16 protein-coding genes and 1 pseudogene are annotated in these 18580 nt (G+C 70.4%); 10 read left to right on the top strand and 7 right to left on the bottom strand.

From position 1 onward, the window contains the following. Positions 1–51: 51 nt before the first annotated feature. The 4 genes from J5Y10_RS08295 (at position 52) to J5Y10_RS08280 (ending at position 1565) form a co-directional block, all read left to right on the top strand. Complete coding sequence (locus J5Y10_RS08295) at positions 52–285, top strand: hypothetical protein (RefSeq protein ID WP_209372588.1); 234 nt, start codon at positions 52–54, stop codon at positions 283–285. Positions 286–399: 114 nt separating this feature from the next. After that, positions 400–672: a BRO-N domain-containing protein gene (locus J5Y10_RS28885; RefSeq protein WP_209372587.1), complete on the top strand. Its 273-nt coding sequence runs from the start codon at positions 400–402 to the stop codon at positions 670–672. A 3-nt stretch (positions 673–675) separates the two neighbouring features. Next, complete coding sequence (locus J5Y10_RS08285) at positions 676–1056, top strand: hypothetical protein (protein WP_209372586.1); 381 nt, start codon at positions 676–678, stop codon at positions 1054–1056. A 53-nt stretch (positions 1057–1109) separates the two neighbouring features. Then, a complete protein-coding gene (locus J5Y10_RS08280) occupies positions 1110–1565 on the top strand; it encodes a hypothetical protein (protein WP_209372585.1) in 456 nt (151 codons plus the stop codon). Positions 1566–1673: 108 nt separating this feature from the next. Here J5Y10_RS08280 and J5Y10_RS08275 read toward each other — a convergent pair whose 3' ends face one another. Further along, positions 1674–3092 carry a hypothetical protein gene (locus tag J5Y10_RS08275; protein ID WP_209372584.1) on the bottom strand — a complete coding sequence of 473 codons (1419 nt, stop codon included), beginning with the start codon at positions 3090–3092 and terminating at the stop codon, positions 1674–1676. A 692-nt stretch (positions 3093–3784) separates the two neighbouring features. Between J5Y10_RS08275 and J5Y10_RS08270 the strand changes: the two are divergent. Then, positions 3785–4657: pseudogene (locus J5Y10_RS08270) on the top strand (YifB family Mg chelatase-like AAA ATPase); the annotation flags it as partial. Here the strand turns inward: J5Y10_RS08270 and J5Y10_RS08265 are convergent. From J5Y10_RS08265 to J5Y10_RS08255, 3 genes are all read right to left on the bottom strand, one after another. Continuing rightward, a complete protein-coding gene (locus J5Y10_RS08265) occupies positions 4654–5547 on the bottom strand; it encodes a DMT family transporter (RefSeq protein WP_209372582.1) in 894 nt (297 codons plus the stop codon). The pseudogene J5Y10_RS08270 and the gene J5Y10_RS08265 overlap by 4 nt on opposite strands. A gap of 22 nt (positions 5548–5569) precedes the next feature. Beyond that, the gene (locus J5Y10_RS08260) at positions 5570–6352 is read right to left on the bottom strand and encodes an aldolase (protein ID WP_209372580.1); all 783 of its coding nucleotides are present in this window, start codon (positions 6350–6352) and stop codon (positions 5570–5572) included. Positions 6353–6491: 139 nt separating this feature from the next. Beyond that, positions 6492–7781, bottom strand: a complete 1290-nt coding sequence (locus J5Y10_RS08255) for an MFS transporter (RefSeq protein WP_209372993.1) — start codon at positions 7779–7781, stop codon at positions 6492–6494. A 129-nt stretch (positions 7782–7910) separates the two neighbouring features. Between J5Y10_RS08255 and J5Y10_RS08250 the strand changes: the two genes are divergently transcribed. Together J5Y10_RS08250 and J5Y10_RS08245 are read left to right on the top strand one after the other, a co-directional pair. Next, positions 7911–8486 carry a TetR family transcriptional regulator gene (locus tag J5Y10_RS08250; RefSeq protein WP_209372578.1) on the top strand — a complete coding sequence of 192 codons (576 nt, stop codon included), beginning with the start codon at positions 7911–7913 and terminating at the stop codon, positions 8484–8486. A gap of 62 nt (positions 8487–8548) precedes the next feature. Beyond that, positions 8549–9793, top strand: a complete 1245-nt coding sequence (locus J5Y10_RS08245; protein ID WP_209372575.1) for a Zn-dependent hydrolase — start codon at positions 8549–8551, stop codon at positions 9791–9793. A 13-nt stretch (positions 9794–9806) separates the two neighbouring features. On the opposite strand, the gene J5Y10_RS08240 is transcribed toward J5Y10_RS08245, so the two are convergent. Further along, positions 9807–11951: a putative bifunctional diguanylate cyclase/phosphodiesterase gene (locus J5Y10_RS08240; RefSeq protein WP_209372574.1), complete on the bottom strand. Its 2145-nt coding sequence runs from the start codon at positions 11949–11951 to the stop codon at positions 9807–9809. A 442-nt stretch (positions 11952–12393) separates the two neighbouring features. Between J5Y10_RS08240 and tkt the strand changes: the two genes are divergently transcribed. The 3 genes from tkt to J5Y10_RS08225 all read left to right on the top strand — a co-directional run bounded on the left by tkt (position 12394) and on the right by J5Y10_RS08225 (position 16685). Beyond that, positions 12394–14340 (top strand): transketolase, encoded by a 1947-nt coding sequence (gene tkt / locus J5Y10_RS08235; protein ID WP_209372991.1) that lies wholly within the window; start codon positions 12394–12396, stop codon positions 14338–14340. Positions 14341–14370: 30 nt separating this feature from the next. After that, a complete protein-coding gene (gene gap / locus J5Y10_RS08230; RefSeq protein ID WP_209372572.1) occupies positions 14371–15417 on the top strand; it encodes a type I glyceraldehyde-3-phosphate dehydrogenase in 1047 nt (348 codons plus the stop codon). A 71-nt stretch (positions 15418–15488) separates the two neighbouring features. Further along, on the top strand, positions 15489–16685 hold the full coding sequence (locus J5Y10_RS08225) for a phosphoglycerate kinase (protein WP_209372569.1): 1197 nt from the start codon (positions 15489–15491) through the stop codon (positions 16683–16685). Positions 16686–16689: 4 nt separating this feature from the next. Here the strand turns inward: J5Y10_RS08225 and J5Y10_RS08220 are convergent, their stop codons facing one another. Beyond that, positions 16690–17517: an MBL fold metallo-hydrolase gene (locus J5Y10_RS08220; RefSeq protein ID WP_209372567.1), complete on the bottom strand. Its 828-nt coding sequence runs from the start codon at positions 17515–17517 to the stop codon at positions 16690–16692. 45 nt (positions 17518–17562) lie between these two features. Next, positions 17563–18555, bottom strand: coding sequence for a D-2-hydroxyacid dehydrogenase (locus tag J5Y10_RS08215; protein ID WP_209372565.1), 993 nt, complete (start codon positions 18553–18555; stop codon positions 17563–17565). Between the last annotated feature and the right edge of the window lie 25 nt (positions 18556–18580).

Raw genomic sequence — 18580 nt, 5'->3', positions numbered from 1 at the left:
GCTAAGGCCGGCTACAGGCCCGTGCCGGGTCCTGCGCGAAGAAGGGTCCCGATGCGCGAAGACAGCTCATTCGAGTTCGTGAAATGGCGGCCGAAGAACCCGAGGCAGTCCGACGCGCAGGGCCGCGCTAAGGGCCCCTGGCTGGTCCTTGCGCGCCACCGGGGCAAGGTGAAGGTTCGGCCGCTCGCCGGGCCCTTCGAGACCGGGATGCACGCCGTCCTAGATAGACACGGATGGGTGATCTGGCTGGAGCCGGGACAGGTCACGGAGGCTTGCCGCGGCTGACGAGCGCACCGTTCTGACCGCCGTTAACGCCCATCGGATGGGCTCCAAGGAAGCGGCGGGCCGCGCGAGCCTCGGCGATGCCGTCCTCCCCCCGCTTGGGACGAGAAGCGTGTCGTGAAGAAAGGGGAGTCTGAGGGAGTTTTCCTCAGAGACGCTTTCGGCCCCCACCAGCCGAGCTTGGCCCTGATATCGGAGAGCGGCGTCTACAAGTTGCTGATGCGTGCCCAGCCTGATCGAAACCCAGCGGTGCGTAAATTCCAAGACTGGCTGGCGCGAGACGTCCTCCCCGCCATTCGCAAGGACGGCGTCACGACACCCCGTAACCACATCCACACCTCACTCCGACCAACGTTGAAAAGCAGGGGCTTGCACCCGATTCGCTCGTGAATCATGTTCGCGCTGCGGCTGGTCGAAGGGGCCAGCAAGCGAGACGAGGTCACGATGCCCGACGCTGTGATTGACGCACCCCTCGCCACGACGGCCGAGCCGATCCGCGTGGTCCACTTCGACCCAGCGCTCTATCTGCCGCTGGACGCCTTTTGGGGCATCACGAAGGAGCGCCTGCCCGTCCTCGCCGAGGAAGTCGGGGTGGACCTGCGCGACGCCGTCGTCTTCTGCCCGGGGGAAGACACAATGTGCATCGAAGCAGAGGCCTTGAACCGCTTGATGGGCGCCGACACGACGCTGCAAGAAGCCGCGGCGCTAGTCGCCATGCTGACGCAGGTCGAATGGCGCGCTGGACCTGGGCGACGAAAGGGCTTCTTCGGTTGACCCATTCGGCCGCACAGTCCTCCCCGACAATCTATGCCGACAGACACCCGCGGATGGCCTCCTGGCCCGGCGAAGGGAAGCCGTGGTTCTTCGCGGATGATGTTTCGGCGCTGGCGGGGGCGGATGACGTTCGCGCCGTGCTGAACGACCCCACTATCCCGGGCCTCTCACGTCGAGAGAACTTCGCGGAGTTCGGGAAGACGGACTTGCTGTCCTCCCATGGTGTCGTCGCGGTGCTCGGGCGTGTTGCCCTGCGCGGTGGTCTCTTTCTGGCCCACATCATTGAGTGCGCGCTGCAAGGGGACGCGCTCGGATGGGACCCGAAAGATAGGTGGCGGGCGACGGAGGCGCTGAGCGTCCCGCCGCTGGACCATCCTCTTTCTAGAGCCGCGCAGGCTGCGCAGGCTCGCGCCCTCGACATGACGCTGCGGGTCGCAGCCCTGCAAGCCGAAAATGCCGCTCTCCGCGCGCAGATACCCTCACGGGTTGATGCCGCTCATAGGGCATAGGAGAAAGGAGGAGAGCCGCGTGGGGACTTGCAGAAGCCCGCACGCCACCCTCCTTCCCCCGGCCTCTCGGGCAGGCTTCATCAAGTCCCAGAAGGGCTCCTGCTGGTCTTACCGACTGAGGATCGGCGCGTAAGTCGGCGCCTGCTGCTGGCTCCCGCTGCCGCCGCCGAAGAGGCCCGCGAGAGCCCCGCCGCCGGACCCGCCAGCGCCCATCATGCCATATGCGCCCATGGCGCCACCGAGCGCCCCGCCGACAACATTGGCGCGGGTCGGGGAGCCGGTGACCGTTCGGGTTCCGTCTCCGCCCCAATTCTGTGACCCGACGATGCCGTAATAGTCTTGTAGGGCCGCGGCACGGCGCTTCTCGTCGGCGTAATACATCGACTGCGCGTTGTTGATGCCGATCTGGTCGCCCTGCATCTGCAAGTCGCCCTGGGCGCTGATCCGGGCGCCGTTCTGGTCGACGATCTGGCCCGTGGTGAGGGCCCCGTTGAGACCCGCCTGGACCGCGGTGCCGAGCTGGTTGCCGGCCGAGAGCTTCGTGTTGACGTCCAGCGCACGGTTCGCGGTGTCCTGCGACCCGAGCGTCGAGGCGCCCTGGAGCTGGGTCCCGATGTTAAACTGGCGCTGGTTCTCGCCGAGGTTCGACAAGGCGCCGCCGAGCGAGCCCGCCTGGGCATTCGCCGCGAGCGCGGTGCTGTCCTGCTGGGCCTTCGTCGCGAGGGAGGCCTGGATGCCAGTGTTCCAGGCGTTGTTGCGGATGGCGGTCGAAATGTCCGCTGCGCGGTCCTCGGCGCCTCTCCGGGCCACGGCTTCAGCCGCGCCGGCACGAGCCGAATTGATGTTCCCGCCGGCCGAGGCGCGGGCGTTGAGACCCGGCAGCACGTCTTCGGAGAGGTTCCGGGCGACGTCGCGAGTGGCCGCGTCGACCTGCCCGTTGACGAGGTCGGAGTTCATATAGCCGGCCGCGCCGGACTGGATGGCGGCATTGCCGTCGCCCTGCGCGCCCGCCGCCATGCCCTGCGCCGTGGAGAGGGCGCCGAGCTGGCCGCCGAGACCCGCGCCGCCTGCGACACCCGAGGAGCCCTGGAGGCCTCCCTGCGCCGCCTGCGTGAGGACGCCCTGGGCGACCCCGTTGGCAGGCCCGGCGCCGGTCGCGGCGAGCGTGGAGGCGTTGTTGTAGTATTGCGGGGCGGCGCCCATCAGGACAGCGGAGGTGTTCGCTGCCTGCTCGCCGAGGGCCGAGCCCGCACCGCGCGCATAGTCGGCGCCGACCGCCGCGCCTTCCTTCTGGGTCCCGTTGACGGACGCGAAGGCGTCGTGGGTGCTCTCCCACGCGGGGCGCGCAATGGTGGTCTCGTAGTCGGTCTTCGCGGCGCTGAAGGCGTTGTTGAGGTGGGGCGCCTGGACGTGCCAGGGCTCCTTCGTCTCGGTCTGGGTGGTCTGGGCGCCGGGCTTCTTGGAGCTGGCGGCAACGCCGCCCGCCACGGCGCCGGCCGCAACGACGGCGGCGGTTACGTCACACAAAATATCAATCCTTTTCAGTTCTTTGAAAGGAGGAGAGCGGGAAGGTCTTCGTGACAGCCCGCAGGGTTGTGCGCCCACACGGGGCAGCAGTCGGGCGGGGCCCCGGGGTCGGGCCTGCCGCCGTCATAGGGATAGCTCTGAAAGCTGGCTTGGCGGTGGTGCGGGCACCCCCGTCCATGGGTGTGGTTCTTCGTGACCGGCCGGGTGGCCAGCCTTTCGAATTCACTCAAGACCCGGGCAACGCACTGGCGTCGGGCCCCCTCCGTCCATGGGTAGGATTCTTCGTGCCTGGCTCGGTCGCGGCCCGCCGGCATCGCGGGAAGCCACCCGACGACTGGCTCCTAGCCTGCCGTGCGCTGGTCAGCCGGTTTCCCCTGAAAGGAGATCATGGGCAAAGGGCCCCCTCCGCCCATGGGGAAGATTATCGGTGCCGCCTAAGCGCGAGGGATGGCGGCTATTCCAAGAGCGTTACCCGCGGGGACCCGAAGGCGGTGGGGTGTGCTGCGGAAGGCGGGGTGGCTGTCCCTCCCCCCGGGGTCGGATCACGACGACAATGACAACGACGACTTTAGCGGGACTTCTAAACGACCTTCGGAGATGAACCCCGTGGGGGTGCGGAACGGGTCCCATGGAACACGCTCCGTCCAGTTTCCCACGTTCTGGCAAACCCCTGCGGTTCTTTTGTTCTTATCATGCTGATGGTTGGGCCACCTGGATCCGGCAAGTCGATGCTGGCCGCCCGCCTGCCGGGCATCCTGCCGGACCTCAACCCCTACGAGGCCTTGGAGGCGAGCCTCATCCGCTCGGTCGCCGGCGGCCTGGAGGGTGGCCGGATCAGCGCCCGCCCGCCTTTCCGCGACCCGCACCATTCCGCATCGCAGGCCGCGCTGACCGGCGGCGGGCCGAAGGCGCGCCCGGGCGAGATCAGCCTCGCCCATCGCGGCGTCCTCTTCCTCGACGAGCTGCCGGAGTTCCCCCGCCCGGCGCTGGAAGCCCTGCGCCAGCCGCTGGAAACGGGGCGCGTGACCGTGGCCCGCGCCAACGCGCACGTCTCCTACCCCGCGCGGGTGCAGCTGGTGGCGGCGATGAACCCGTGCCGCTGCGGCCACCTGGGCGACGCCGCGCGGGAGTGCGGGCAGGCGCCGCGCTGCGGGGAGGGATACCAGTCCAAGCTCTCAGGCCCGCTGCTGGACCGGATCGATCTCACGATCGAGGTGCAACCCATCCCGCCGCGCGAGCTCAGCCGCGCCCCGGCCGGGGAAGCAAGTGCGGCCGTTGCGGAGCGCGTGGCCGCTGCCCGCGCGGTCCAGCGGGCGCGCTACCAACCCCTGGGCATCGCGACGAACTCAGAAGCCCCAGTCGAGGCGATCCGCGACGGTTTCGCCGCCGAGGCATTGTCCCTGGCTGAGAGCGCGGCGGAGCGCCTCGCCCTTTCCAGCCGCGGTTTCACACGCACCCTGCGCGTCGCGCGCAGCATCGCGGACCTCTCGGGCGCGGCGACGGTGGCGCGGGTGCATGTGGCCGAGGCGCTGGGCTACCGGATGCGGAAGCCGGCCGCGGGTTAGATCCTGCGCGGCCCCGTGCGGACGGCAAGCACGATGCCCGTCATCGTCAGGGCCAGCGCGGCAGCCTGCCGCAGACCGAAGGGCTCGTTCAGGAAGAAAGCGGCGGAGAGCACGCCGACCAGCGGCACGGCCAGCGTGCCAATCGCCGCCACCCCCGCCGGCAGGGCCGCCAGCGCGGCGAACCAGGCGAGGTAGCAGAGGCAGAGCGGCAGCGCCGCCATGTAGAAGAAGGCCGCCCAACCAGCCTGGGAGACCTGGGAAAAGTCGAAATGCTCCAGGGCAGGCCCAGCCAGGGCCATGGGCAGGCAGCCCAGCCCGACCTGCCAGGCCACGGAGGCCACGGGATTCAGGCCCAACGGGTGCCGCTTGAACCACACCGTGCCGAGCGCGAAGAGCACCGCACCGCCGAGGATCATGAACACGCCCGGCATCTTCGCCCAGTCCAGCGAGACGCCGTTCCCCGTGACCAGAAGCGCCACCCCGCCCATGCCGAGGAGCAGTGCGAGAAGCCGCCCGGCGGACGGCCTTTCCCCCAGGACGGGCCAGGCTGCGAGCGCCGTCCAGGCGGGCATGGTGTAGCAGATCATCGCCCCCTCCCCCGCGCCGAGGTAGCGCAGGCCCATCGTGGCCAGCCCCATCCAGGCGGTGACGTTCAGCAGCGCGGCGGCGAGGAGGGCCGGCCATTTCCGGCCGGGGACGACGAGCGGCAGGCCGCGAGCCATCGCGTAGACAGCCAGGGCCAGGGCCGCCAGCAGCCCGGCAAGGCCCCGGGCCGTCAACGGCGGCATCTCGGAGAGCAGGAATTTCAGCACCGGCCAGTTCAGCCCCCAGCCCAGGGCCGTGACGCCCAGGCAGACGAGGCCAAAGCGCCGCGCGGCGGAGTCGGACATGGCGTCAACCGGCGTCGCGGCGCTAGTCGAGATAGGCAGGCTCCTCACGGGAGAGGATGCGCTTCACGCTCTCCAGGTGAAGGCGGGCGCTCTCGCGATCACCCTCCCGCATCTGGAGGTAGGTGCGCTCCGCCACGTCCGTCGGCACGGGCTTGAGGGGCCGCCCCGTGGAGAAGGCGAGGCGCTGAACTTCCGCCGCGCGCTCCAGGTAGTAGAGGTCGTCCCAAGCCTCAGCGATGGAGGGGCCGACCACCACTACGCCGTGGTTCTTCAGGAAGGCGATGTCGGCCTCTCCCATAACGGCGGCGATGCGGTCGCCTTCCGCCTCATCGAGGGCGAGGCCGTTGTATTCCTCGTCCACCGCGGTGCGCCCGTAGAACTTCAGCGCGGTCTGCCCGGCCCAGACCAGCGGCGGGCCTTCCAGCATGGAGAGCGCCGTGGCGTTCGGCATATGCGTGTGGAAGGCGGCCGCGGCGCGCGGGTGGCGCATATGCAGGCGGGCGTGGATGTAGAAGGCGGTCGCCTCCGGCACCCCCTCCCCGGCCAGCACCCGCCCCTCGAAATCGCAGATCAGGAGGCGGGACGCGGTGATCTCCCCGAAGGCCCAGCCATAGGGGTTCACGAGCATCAGGTCCGGCCGGCCAGGGACGAGGGCGGAGAGGTGGTTGCAGATCCCCTCCTGCAGCCCCAGCCGCGCCGCCATGCGGAAGCAGGCGGCGAGGTCGATCCGCGCCTGCCGGATCTCCGGCGCGTCCAGCGCGCTGTTGCGGAGCATCGGCGGGGCGGAGGGCAGCGCGTGCGCCATGATCGTGTCTCTGGCCGTAGGGCGCGCAGGGTCGCGCCGTCGGCGCCGGAGAGCAAGGCGCAGCGCACATCGTTCCGGTCCCGTCGCCGCGATCCGAGCGGGTGGCCGGGCCGGGCGACAGTGGTGCCGGCAGGGTCGGTCAGGCCGCCACCGGCCGTGGCTGCGGCCTGGGCCGAGCGCCCAGGACCAGGAGCGCGGCGAAGAGGCAGGCCACCCCGGCGACGTAGAAGGCCGGCAGGTAGCTGGACAGCGCGTCCCGGCTGATCCCGCCCCCGAAGGCGGCCAGCGCGGCGCCGAGCTGGTGGGCCGTGAAGATCCAGCCGAAGACGAGCGGCGCCTTCTCCCGCCCGAAGGCCTGGCCGGCGAGCTTCACCGTGGGCGGCACCGTCGCGATCCAGTCCAGCCCGTAGAAGACCGCGAAGACCGAGAGGCCGTAGAGGCTGAAGGTGCTCATCGGCAGGAAGAGCAGCGAGAGGCCGCGCAGCCCGTAGTACCAGAAGAGCAGGCGGCGGTTGTCGTAGCGGTCCGAGAGCCAGCCCGAGGCGATGGTGCCGAAGAAGTCGAAGGCGCCCATCATCGCGAGGACCGAGGCCGCCTGCACCTCCTGCATGCCGAAATCGGCGCAGAGCGGGATGAAATGTGTCTGGATCAGCCCGTTGGTGGAGAGCCCGCAGATCGCGAAGCTTGCGAAAAGGATCCAGAAGACGCGGCTGCCCGAAGCCTCCGCGAGCGCGGCGAAGGCGGTGCGGACAGGGTTCGCGCCCGGTGCGGGCGGTCGGGCCGTGGGCGCGCCCGGCGCCTCGCCCAGGGCCCGCAGCCCCAATTCCTCCGGCCGGTCGCGACCGAGGAGCAGCATCAGCACTACGGAGAGAACGCCGACCCCAAGGGCGGGGATCATGGCGAAGCGCCACCCCTCCTCCTGCGCCAGCCAGGCGGCGAGCGGCAGGAAGGCGAGCTGCCCCGTCGCGTTCGCCGCCGTCAGCATCCCCAAGACCAGTCCGCGCCGCTGCACGAACCAGCGGTTTGCGACGGTGGCGCCGAGCACCATGGCCGTCATCCCCGTGCCGATGCCGGTGAGCACGCCCCAGTAGAGCCAGAGCTGCCAGAGCGAGGTCATCCCCATGGAGAGCACGCAGCCCGCAACGACGAGCGTGAGCGCGGTCGCGATCGTGCGGCGCAGGCCGTAGCGCTGGATGATCGCCGCGGCGAAGGGACCCATCAGGCCAAAGAGCAGGATGCGCAGCGCCAGCGCGCCGGAGATGGAGGCGGTGTCCCAGCCCGTCTCCCGCTGAAGTGGAAGAAGAAGGGCACCGAGGATGCCCATCGACCCCGCCGATGAGAGCGAGACGAGGAAGGTCAGGGCGACCATGACCCAGCCGTAGTGGATCCCGCGCCGGGCAAGGCGCGCGTTGAGGGCTGCGGCAAGCATCACGCAGCCTTTCCGGAAAGGGCATTCGGACGGGACATGGCGCTCAATCCATGATAGAGATCATGTATATCCATGACACTCGTCATGATAAAGTCAATGCGCTGGTTTCTGTGGGAAGGAGGCGAGGCCATGGCACGTTCGTCGCGGGCGGCGGTCGCGGAGAAGCGGGAGGCGGTGCTCGACATCGCCGCGCGCCTGTTCCGGGAGCGCGGGGTGGAGGCGGTGAGCGTGGCCGAGGTGATGGCGGCCGCAGGACTGACGCATGGCGGCTTCTACGGGCACTTCGAGTCGAAGGAGGCACTGGCGGCCGAGGCTTGTGCCCGCGCCTTCGGACGGGGTGAGGCGCGCTGGACGGCGCTCGCCGATGATCCGGCCGGTGACGGGTTGGAGGCGTTGCTGCGCTTCTATCTGGGCCCTGAGCACCGGGACACGCCGGGCCGCGGCTGCGCTGCCCCGAGCTTCGCGGCGGAGGCGGCGCGCGACGCGCCGAACGGCGGGGTGCGCCGCGCCTATGTCGCCGGGATCTGTGGGCTTGCGGGGGCGATGGAGCGGCTGCTCCCCGCCGCCCTGCGACGCCGGCGGAGGCAGCGCGCGCTGCTCGCTCTCTCGGCCATGGTCGGCGCCGTCGTCATCGCCCGGGCTGCCGGCGGCGACGGTATCTCCGATGAGATCCTGAAGGCGGTGCGGGAGGAATTGGCGGGCTGACCCCTTGCCCGCCCCTCCCCGCCCGCCGCATTCATCCCGCGACAGTTGCAGGGAGAGCGGGCATGTCCGGCACCAACCAGCGCATCGATGGCCGCCGCCTCTGGGACACGCTGATGACCATGGCGGAGATCGGCGCGACGCCGAAGGGCGGGGTGAAGCGCCTAACCCTGACAGAGGTGGACCGCGCCGGCCGCGACCGCTTCCGGCAATGGTGCGAGGAGGCCGGGCTCACTGTCCGCGTGGACGAGATCGGCAACATGTTTGCCCGGCGCCCCGGCCGAAACCCGGCCCGCAAGCCCGTTCTCCTCGGCAGCCATCTGGATAGCCAGCCGACCGGCGGGAAGTTCGATGGCGCGCTCGGCGTCATCGCCGGGCTGGAGGTAATGCGCACGCTGCAGGACCTGAACATCGAGACCGAGTCGCCGCTGGAGCTGATCAACTGGACGGACGAGGAAGGCAGCCGGTTCGGCCACTCCCTCATGGGCAGCGGCGTCTGGTCCGGGGTCTATCACCGCGACGAGACCTATGCGCTGAAGGACCTGGAAGGGATCTCCGTGATCCAGGCGCTGGAGGGCATCGGCTACAGGGGCGAGGAGCCCGCGCGGCCTTTCGAGGCGGATTCCTACTTCGAGCTGCACATCGAGCAGGGCCCGATCCTCGAGCGCGAGGGGCAGCGCATCGGCATTGTCACCGGCGGGCAGGCCCAGGTCTGGTATGACGCAGTGATCACCGGCCAGGATTCCCATGCTGGCACCACCCCGCCTTCCGCCCGGCGCGACGCGCTTCTCGGCGCGGCGCGGATCGTCGAACTGGTGGACAGCCTGATGCGCGAGCGGGGCGAGGACGGGCGCGGCACAGTGGGCCGGCTGCAGGTCTTTCCGAATTCGTGCAACGTGGTGCCGGGCGACGTGCGGTTCTCCGTTGAGTTCCGCCATCCCTCGGGTGAGGAGATCGAGGCACTGGCGCAGGGCTTCCCGGAGCGGGCGCGCGCGATCGCCGATGCGCTCGGCCTCTCGCTGGAGCTGCGCGAATTGTTCCGCATCCCCGCCCAGCCCTTCGACCCGGACTGCGTCGGGCTCGTCCGGGACGCCGCCGCAAGGCTGGGGCTGCCTGCGCGGGAGATCATCTCCGGCGCGGGGCACGATGCCATCTACGTCGCCCGCCGCGTGCCGACGGCGATGATCTTCACCCCCTGCAAGGACGGGCTTTCCCACAACGAGGCGGAGAGCATCCTGCCGGAGGAGGCGGCCGATGGCTGCCAGGTGCTCTTCGAGGCCGTGCTGGCCCGGGCGAACCGGCCACTATGACGGCAGGCCGGGGCTAGCGGGCGACCAGCTCGCTCGCCGGGACGGCCCGGCCGAAGAGCCAGCCCTGCATCACCGTGCAGCCCTCGGCCAACAGGGCCTCGCGCTGTGCCTCGGTCTCCACACCCTCGGCGAGCAGCGGGATCTCCATGCCCCGCGCCAGGGTGGCGACGGCGCGCAGGATGGCCCTTTCCCGCGCCCCGCCGGGCAGGCCGGCGACGATGCTGCGGTCCAGCTTCACTTGGTCCACCGGCAGGCGCAGCAGGTGGGCCAGGGCGGATCGGCCGCCGCCGAAGTCATCGAGGGAGAGCCGCACGCCGTCCGCGATCAACTCGTGCAGCACGGGCGCGATGGCATCGAGGTCGCGGGCCGCGACATCCTCGGGGATCTCCACCTCGAGCGCCTCCGGCGGAACCCCGTAGAGGGCCAGGGCCGCCTGCACCCGCGCAGGGAAATCCGGATCCCGCAACGTGATAGGAGAGATGTTCACGCCGACGATCTCCGGCCCCGTGCCGCTGGCGCGCCAGGCCGCCTTCTGGCGCAGCGCCTCGTTCAGCACCCAGGTGTCGATCTCCGGCATCAGCCCCATCGCCTCAGCCTCGGGCAGGAAGTCGGCGGGCGAGACGAGGCCGCCGGACCCGAGGGACCAGCGGATCAGCGCCTCCGCCCCGCGCAGCGATCCGGTCCGGGCGTCGACCTGGGCCTGCCAGGCCAGTTGGAAGCCGCCGGCGGCGATTGCCGCCGAGAGCTTTTCGCGCAGCGCCAGGCGGCGGGCCACGCGCTCGCCCAGGGCCGGGTCATAGGACAGGACGGCGCCGTTCCCGGCCCGCTTGGCCTGGGCGAGGGCCAGGGCGGCCGCCCGGTGCAGGCCATCCGCATCCGCCGCGTTCTCCGGCAGGCAGGCATGGCCGATGCTGGCCCGCAGCGGCAGAGAGCCTCCGTTGAACTCGAACGGAGCGGCGAGGGCGCGCTGGACCCGCATGGCGATCGCCCCGGCGGCCTGGGGCGTACGAATGCCGGTCGCGATCAGCGCGAACTCATCCCCGCCCAGGCGGAACACGCCGTCCTTGGGGCGCAGTCCCTCCCTCAGTCGCCGTGCCGCCTCCCGCAGCACCGCATCGCCGGCCGCCTGGCCGAGGGAGTCGTTCACCGCCCGCAACCCGGCAAGGTCCAGGAGCAGGAGGGAACCGCCGTCCGGCATGGCGGCCAGTTCCGCCAGGGCCTGCTGAAAGCGGAAGCGGTTCGGCAGCCCTGTGAGCGGGTCGTGCCAGGCAAAATGCAGGGCCTGGGCCTGGGCGGCGTGGAGGCGGGTGACGTCCAGCAGCATCAGCACGGCCTGCGTGCCGCCCGCCTCCCCCGGAAGCCAGGGCGAGGCGACCAGGATCACCCGGCGCTCCGGCACGCGCCCGCGCGCGGGCAGCTGGCCTTCTACTTCGCGCCCGGGCGGCAGGCCGAAGGGGCCGTCGCCGGGCTGGCCGAGTTGCTGAAGACCGGAGTCCACCAGCCCCGCCGGAAGCTTGCCGCCGAACAGGTCGGCCAGCCGGCCGTTCCCCGCGATCGTCCGTCCGGCGGGATCCAGGTGCCAGATGGCGGCCGGCACGCTCTCATGGATGGCGCGGGCACGCATGTCTCTGGCGCGGGAGCCGGTCACGTCGAGCGCGAAGCGCGCCACCTCCCCGCCGGAGAGGCGCCGCTTGCTCACCTGCAAGGTGCGGCCATCCGGCAGCGCTCTGTCGTACTCCGAGCGAGCATCGTCCTCATGCTCGATGATCTGCTGAGCGACGGAGAGGGAAGCTTCCGGGCCGCGGCCCTGGGCAGCGGCCAGCAGGTCGTCCAGCTTCGCCCCCGGCGGCACGGGGCGGGGATCGACTCCCGGGAGGTCATAGGCCGGGCTGCGGTCCAGCAGGGTGCGATCCCTTGCGAAGACGGCGTAGCGCACAGCGGTGCGGTCCACCGCTTCCCGCAGCAGGGCCGCCCGCCGCAAGCGCGGCCAAGTCGCGAGGAGGAGGACGAGGATGCCACCTGCCAGAAGGAGGACGAGACCGGCCAGCGCCGCCGCGGCCAGGCTCGCGGGCAGGGAGATCAGGACGACGGCGGCCGCCAGAACTATGGCCAGGAGCACGCCGGAGCCCAGCGCCGCCACGCGCCGCAGCCGGCGCATAGGAGCCTCTTCCGGAGGCATCAGATGTTCGATTCCCGATCTTGCTCTCGCGCAACGGCACCCTTCTGGCGGACGCGAGCGGTATCATGACCCTGTCGTATCATTATGGCAGATTAACCCATGTGGGCCTATGGTAAATCTGCGCCCGCGCGCAAACGTGCCCTGTCCACCCCACGCGGAGGCAGGGTTGGCATCGGACCGGCCCACCTTTATAGCGGCCGCAACGCCCCCCGACGCGAGTTCGCTGCCGGATGACGCCCGGTTGGACGCGAGGGGTGGCGAGGAGCCGGCGGGCGCCGCCCCTGCCCGTCCGGCAACGTGCCGGAGGACCCCCGACTTGGCCACCACGGAACCCGACCGGCAGCCTTCCACGCCCGAGCGGAGCCCTGCCCTCCTTGCGCAGGACGCGATCCTTGCCCGCCCGGTGACACCGGTGCGCCGCATGGCCGACGCCATCCGTGCCCTGGCAATCGATGGGGTGGAGGCTGCGAAGTCCGGCCATCCCGGCATGCCGATGGGCATGGCCGATGCCGCCACCGTCCTGTTCACCCGCTTCCTGAAGCACGACGCGGCCGATCCGCGCTGGCCTGACCGGGACCGCTTCGTCCTCTCGGCCGGCCACGGCTCCATGCTGCTCTATGCCTGGCTCTATCTCTCCGGCCATACCGGGATGGGCGTGGAGGAGCTGAGGCGCTTCCGCCAGCTCCACTCCCCGGCCGCCGGCCACCCGGAAGTGCACGAGCACCCGGGGATCGAGACAACCACCGGTCCGCTTGGGCAAGGCTTCTCCACCGCGGTCGGCATGGCCATGGCGGAGCGGCACCTTGCCGCGCGCTTCGGGAAGAGCCTCGTGGATCACCGCACCTGGGTGATCTGCTCGGACGGTGACCTGCAGGAGGGCATCTCCCACGAGGCCGCTTCGCTCGCCGGGCATTTTGGCCTGGGCAAGCTGACCGTCCTCTGGGACGACAACCACATCTCCATCGACGGCGACACGGCCATTTCCGTCTCCGAGGACACGCTGGCCCGCTTCCGCGCCTATGGCTGGGCGGTGCGCCGCGTGGACGGGCATGACCACGAGGCGATCGCGGCGGCGCTGAACACGGCGACGAAGTCCAGCAAGCCGACCTTGATCGCCTGCCGCACCATCATCGGCTTCTCCGCCCCGAAGAAGGCCGGCACGGCGGGCAGCCACGGCGCCCCGCTGGGGCCCGAGGAGGCCGCGGCAGCGAAAGCGGCGCTGGGCTGGGAGGGCGGGCCCTTCGAGGTGCCCGACGACATCCGGGCGGAGTGGGAGAAGGCCGGCAGCCGCGGCGGCGGCACGCGCCGGTCCTGGCTCAAGCGCCTGACGAAGCACCCGCAGCGCGCCGATTTTGAGCGCGCCATGTCCGGAAAGCTGCCCGAGCGCTGGGACGACCCGATCGCCGAGTGGAAGGCGAAGGCGGTCGCCGAAAAGCCGAAGATCGCGACCCGCATCTCCTCCCAAAAGGCGCTTGAGGCGCTGGTGCCGGCGGTGCCGGAGATGATCGGCGGATCGGCCGACCTCACCGGCTCCAACAACACGAACGTGAAGGGCGTGCCGGCGCTGAACACCGCCAACTGGGGTGGGCGCTTCGTGCACTGGGGCATCCGCGAGCACGGCATGGCAGCGGCCATGAACGGCATGGCGCTGCACGGCGGCATCATCCCCTATTCCGGCACCTTCCTGGTCTTCTCAGACTACATGCGCCCGGCCATCCGCCTGGCGGCGCTGATGCGGCAGCGCGTGATCCACGTGCTGACGCATGACAGCATCGGGCTGGGCGAGGACGGGCCGACCCACCAGCCCGTGGAGACGCTGGCGGCGTTGCGCGCCATCCCGAACCTCTACGTCTTCCGCCCCGCAGACGTGGTGGAAACGGCCGAGGCCTGGGAGCTCGCGGTCAAGCGCGCGGACGGCCCGAGCGTGCTGGCGCTGTCCCGCCAGAACCTGCCAACGCTGCGGAGCGAGGCCGGGGAGAACCACACGGCGCGCGGCGGCTACGTGCTGGCCGAGGCCTCCGGCGAGCGGCGGGCGACGCTGATCGCCACCGGTTCCGAGGTGTCCCTTGCCATCGCCGCGCGGGAGATGCTGGAGGAGGCGGGGATCCCGACCACCGTCGTCTCCATGCCCTGCTGGGAGCTCTTCGCGCTGCAGGATCCGACCTACCAGGAGACGATCCTCGGCACCGCGCCGCGCGTGGGGATCGAGGCGGCCCTGGAGTTCGGGTGGTCGCGCTGGCTGGGCCCCGATGGCATCTTCGTCGGCATGACCGGATTCGGCGCCAGCGCACCGGCCGACGAGCTCTACAAGCACTTCGGCATCACCGCGGATGCCGTGGTGGCGGCGGTGAAGCGGCGCGTGAACTAGAACGACACGGACGGAAGAGAAGGAACGAACATGGCGGTCAAGGTTGGCATCAACGGCTTCGGGCGCATCGGCCGCCTGGTCCTGCGCGCGGCGATGGAGAGCGGCCGCGACGACGTGGAGTTCACCCACATCAACGACCTCGGCTCCGTCGAGGCGAACGCGCACCTTTTCCGCTACGACTCCGTCCATGGCCGCTTCCCCGGCGAGGTGAAGGTCGAGGGCGACAGCCTGATTATCACCGTCCACGGCAAGACCCACAAGCCGATCAAGGTGACGGCCGAGCGCGACCCCACCAAGCTCCCCTGGCAGGGCGTGGACGTGGCCGCCGAGTGCACGGGCATCTTCACCGACACGGCAAAGGCTTCGCTGCTGCTGCAGTCCGGCGCGCGCAAGGTGCTGGTTTCTGCCCCCGTGACCTGGGGCGAAGCCTATGCGGACGCTTCCGCCCAGGCGACGATCGTGTACGGCGTGAACCACAAGACGCTGAAGCCCGAGCACAAGATCGTCTCCAACGCCTCCTGCACCACCAACTGCCTCGCGCCGATCGCGAAGGTGCTGCACGAGAAGTTTGGCATCCTGCGCGGCTACATGGTCACCATCCACGCCTATACGGGTGACCAGAACACGGTGGACACGCTGCACAAGGACCTGCACCGCGCCCGTGCCGCGGCGGTCTCGGCCATCCCTACCTCCACGGGCGCGGCCAAGGCCGTGGGCCTGGTGCTGCCGGAGCTCAAGGGCAAGCTGGATGGCACGGCCATCCGCATCCCCACCCCGAACGTCTCCCTCGTCTCGCTCGACTTCGTGCCGGCCAAGACCGAGGGGCTGACGAAGGAGGCGATTAACGCGGCGATGAAGGAGGCCTCCGAGTCCCCTGAGCTGAAGGGCATCCTCGGCTACAACACGGCGCCGCTGGTCTCCATCGACTTCAACCACGACAGCCACTCCTCGACCTTCGACGCCACCCAGACGCAGGTGGTCGATGGCGGGCTGGTCCGCGTGATGTCCTGGTATGACAACGAGTGGGGCTTCTCCAACCGGATGAGCGACACGGCCGCCCTTCTCGGCACGCTCTGACCTGACCAACAAGGGGGCGCTTCGGCGCCCCCTTCCCGTTCCGCGACCCCGCCTTTCCGGATACCCCGCCCATGGCCGCCTTCCGCACCCTCGACGACCTCGACGCCCAGGGAAAGCGCGTGCTGCTGCGCGCGGACCTGAACGTGCCGGTGCGGGATGGGGCCATCACTGACCGCACGCGCATCGAGCGCCTCTCCCCGACGATCAAGGAGTTGGCGGACAAGGGCGCGAAGGTGATCATCCTCAGTCACTTCGACCGGCCCAAGGGCATGCGGGTGCCGGAGATGTCGCTCCGCCCGCTGGCGGAGGCGCTCTCCTCCGTGATCGGCAAGCCCGTGGGTTTCGCCGATGACTGCATCGGGCCGGTGGCCGAGGCGGCCGTCTCGAAGATGGCGGATGGCGACGTGCTTCTGCTGGAGAACACGCGTTACCACGCCGGCGAGGAGAAGAACGACCCCGCTCTGTCGGCCGATCTGGCAAAGCTCGGCGACGCCTATGTGAACGACGCCTTCTCCGCCGCCCACCGCGCCCATTCCTCCACCGAGGGCGTGGCAAAGCTGCTGCCCGCCTATGCCGGCCGGCTGATGCAGGCGGAGTTGGAGGCGCTGCAGGCGGCGCTGGGCACTCCGTCCCGCCCCGTTGTCGCCATCGTCGGCGGCGCGAAGGTCTCCACCAAGCTGGACCTTCTGGGGAATCTTTCGAAGAAGGTGGATGTGCTGGTCATCGGCGGCGCCATGGCCAACACCTTCCTCGCCGCCCAGGGCTACGACATGGGCAAGTCTCTGCAGGAGGCGGAGATGCATGCGACGGCGCTGCAGATCCTGAACGACGCGAAGTCGGGCAACTGCGAGATCCTGCTCCCGCGCGATCTCGTCGTCGCGGCCGAGTTCAAGGCGCACCCGACGACCCGCACCGTGTCCGTCGACTCCGTTCCCGCCGACATGATGGCGCTGGACGTGGGGCCGGAGACGGTGGACGCGATCGAGGACCGGCTGCGCAAGGCCTCCACCCTCGTCTGGAACGGGCCGCTGGGCGCCTTCGAGACGCCGCCCTTTGACGCAGCCACGGTGGCGGTGGCGCAGAGCGTGGCGGGTCTGACCCAGTCCGCCGGGCTCAAGTCCATCGGCGGCGGCGGCGACACGGTGTCGGCCCTGCGCCATGCCGGCGTGGCGGAGCGGATGACCTACGTCTCCACCGCCGGCGGCGCCTTCCTGGAGTGGCTGGAGGGCAAGACCCTGCCGGGCGTCGCGGCGCTCCAGCAGGGCTGACGCGTCAGGCCAGGACCCTGCGCCCTGCCCCCGGCGGCAGGGCGGGGTCGTGGGTGCAGAGGATCGTCACCTCCTCCCCATGCGCCCGGGCCAGGGCGCGCAGCCTTTCCCGGCTCTCCAGCCGGGCGTCCCGGTCCACCTGCATGAAGTTGGCATAGGCCGAGGCGAGCGGCGGCATCCGGAGCGGCTCGTCCAGCTCCGCGTGGACGAACACGGTGTCGCCCGCGTGCAGCACCCAGCCGTCGCCGGTATCCAGCGCCACGCCGCAATGCCCGGCGGTATGGCCGGGCAGCGGGACAAGAAAGATCCCTTCCGGCAAGCCGTCCAGCGCGCGCAGCGTGGGCAGGCCGAACCAGGGCTCGCCCGGCTGATCATACTCCCTCATGGGGTGGGCAAGCTGAGCCGGGCGGTACCGGCCGCGGGCCTTCGGCGTCGTCCGTGCCCGCGATGCTGCGGCCTCGGCGGCGGAGACATGGACCCGGGCTCCGGGAAAATCCGTCAGCCCGCCGGCATGGTCGAAATCCAGATGCGTCATCACGACATGGCGCACGTCGCTGGGGCTAAATCCCAGCTGCCGGATGCGGGAGATGGCGGTCTCGTCCGCCTCCAGATGGATCCGGTCCGCGACGAGGAATGCCCGGCTTAGCCGGGGCACGGGGCGGTTCACGTCGTCCAGCCCGAACCCCGTGTCCACCAGCACCAGCCCCTCCTCCGTCTCGACGAGGAGGCAGCGGCAGGCCAGGTGCGCCGGGCCTATGCCCGGCGTCGAACCGTCCCAGAGCCGCCCGCCATAGGGGCGCATGGAGCCGCACTCGATGACATGGATCCGCATAGCCCGGTCAAACGCGGGTTTCGCGGCAGGGTTTGGACGTGGCGGCTAATAACCCTTCGCGGGATCGACCCGGTTCGGCAGCGGCCGGCTCTCACGCAGCGCGCGGATGTTCTCGAACAGGATGTCCAGCGTGCGGTCGTTGTAGCGGGCCCGGTCATCGGCGGAGACATGGGGGGTGACCACCATGCCCGGGGTGCGCCAGAGCCGGCTCTCCGTCGGCAGCGGCTCCGGCACGGCCACGTCCGTCACGCAGCCGCCGAGATGCCCGGCCTCCAGTGCGTCGCAGACGGCGTCCTGGTCCCAGACCGCGCCACGGGCGATGTTCACGATGCCCGCCCCACGCGGCAGCAGCGCGATCCGCTCGCGCGAGAGGAGGTTGCGGGTCTGGTCCGTGAGCGGGCAGGCCAGCACCAGGAACTCCGCCCGGGGCAGGACGGAGTCCAGTGCCCCGGTGGTGTGCGTCTCGTCGCAGTCCGGGTGGGGCTCCGGCCCGTTCCGCACGCCGATGACCTGCATCCCGAAGGCCCGGGCTTGGCGCGCCACGCCGCCGCCGAGCGAGCCCATCCCGACGATCACCACCCGCCGCCCCGCCAGGGTGGAGGCGAAGATCGGCTTCCACTCGCCGCGCCGCTGCGCGTCGGCGAAGGCGGGCATCCCCGTGTTCAGCATCAGGATTGCCATAATCCCGAACTCGCCGGCCTTGTCCGCGTGGGTGCCGCTGTTGTTCAGCAGGGCAATGGATTCGGGCAGCCAGTCGAAGGGGGCCGCGCTGTCCACGCCGGCGGAGGTGCAGGCGATGATCCGCAGCCTCGGTGCCGCGGCCGGCAGGGCACCGACGGGAAAACGCTGGCGAAGCGGGCGCACCCAGCTCAGCAGCACCTCCGCCTCGGGCAGGGCGCGGGTAAGGCCCTCCTCGTCACTGGCGAAGGAGACCTGGAGCCCCGCCATGTCGGGGCTGCGGGAGACGGCGTCGCGCCACTGCGCCTCCGTCACCGCGAAATGGGGATCGTTGGCGGGGTTCTGGACATGAATGCGCATGTCCCCCGATGTGGCATGGCCCATC

Source organism: Roseomonas indoligenes (assembly GCF_017813365.1).
Classification (GTDB): domain Bacteria; phylum Pseudomonadota; class Alphaproteobacteria; order Acetobacterales; family Acetobacteraceae; genus Roseomonas; species Roseomonas indoligenes.
Note: the sequence above shows the minus strand (reverse complement) of the source record. Positions and strands in the feature narration are given on the sequence as shown.

What these genes read in the sequence shown, in the direction of transcription:
- J5Y10_RS08295 (WP_209372588.1), top strand. Translation starts at nt 52, where the DNA reads ATGCGCGAAGACAGCTCATTCGAGTTCGTGAAATGGCGGCCGAAGAAC.
- J5Y10_RS08285 (WP_209372586.1), top strand. Translation starts at nt 676, where the DNA reads ATGTTCGCGCTGCGGCTGGTCGAAGGGGCCAGCAAGCGAGACGAGGTC.
- J5Y10_RS08280 (WP_209372585.1), top strand. Translation starts at nt 1,110, where the DNA reads ATGGCCTCCTGGCCCGGCGAAGGGAAGCCGTGGTTCTTCGCGGATGAT.
- J5Y10_RS08265 (WP_209372582.1), bottom strand. Translation starts at nt 5,547, where the DNA reads ATGTCCGACTCCGCCGCGCGGCGCTTTGGCCTCGTCTGCCTGGGCGTC.
- J5Y10_RS08260 (WP_209372580.1), bottom strand. Translation starts at nt 6,352, where the DNA reads ATGGCGCACGCGCTGCCCTCCGCCCCGCCGATGCTCCGCAACAGCGCG.
- J5Y10_RS08255 (WP_209372993.1), bottom strand. Translation starts at nt 7,781, where the DNA reads ATGCTTGCCGCAGCCCTCAACGCGCGCCTTGCCCGGCGCGGGATCCAC.
- J5Y10_RS08250 (WP_209372578.1), top strand. Translation starts at nt 7,911, where the DNA reads ATGGCACGTTCGTCGCGGGCGGCGGTCGCGGAGAAGCGGGAGGCGGTG.
- J5Y10_RS08245 (WP_209372575.1), top strand. Translation starts at nt 8,549, where the DNA reads ATGTCCGGCACCAACCAGCGCATCGATGGCCGCCGCCTCTGGGACACG.
- J5Y10_RS08240 (WP_209372574.1), bottom strand. Translation starts at nt 11,951, where the DNA reads ATGCGCCGGCTGCGGCGCGTGGCGGCGCTGGGCTCCGGCGTGCTCCTG.
- tkt (WP_209372991.1), top strand. Translation starts at nt 12,394, where the DNA reads ATGGCCGACGCCATCCGTGCCCTGGCAATCGATGGGGTGGAGGCTGCG.
- gap (WP_209372572.1), top strand. Translation starts at nt 14,371, where the DNA reads ATGGCGGTCAAGGTTGGCATCAACGGCTTCGGGCGCATCGGCCGCCTG.
- J5Y10_RS08225 (WP_209372569.1), top strand. Translation starts at nt 15,489, where the DNA reads ATGGCCGCCTTCCGCACCCTCGACGACCTCGACGCCCAGGGAAAGCGC.
- J5Y10_RS08220 (WP_209372567.1), bottom strand. Translation starts at nt 17,517, where the DNA reads ATGCGGATCCATGTCATCGAGTGCGGCTCCATGCGCCCCTATGGCGGG.
- J5Y10_RS08215 (WP_209372565.1), bottom strand. Translation starts at nt 18,555, where the DNA reads ATGCGCATTCATGTCCAGAACCCCGCCAACGATCCCCATTTCGCGGTG.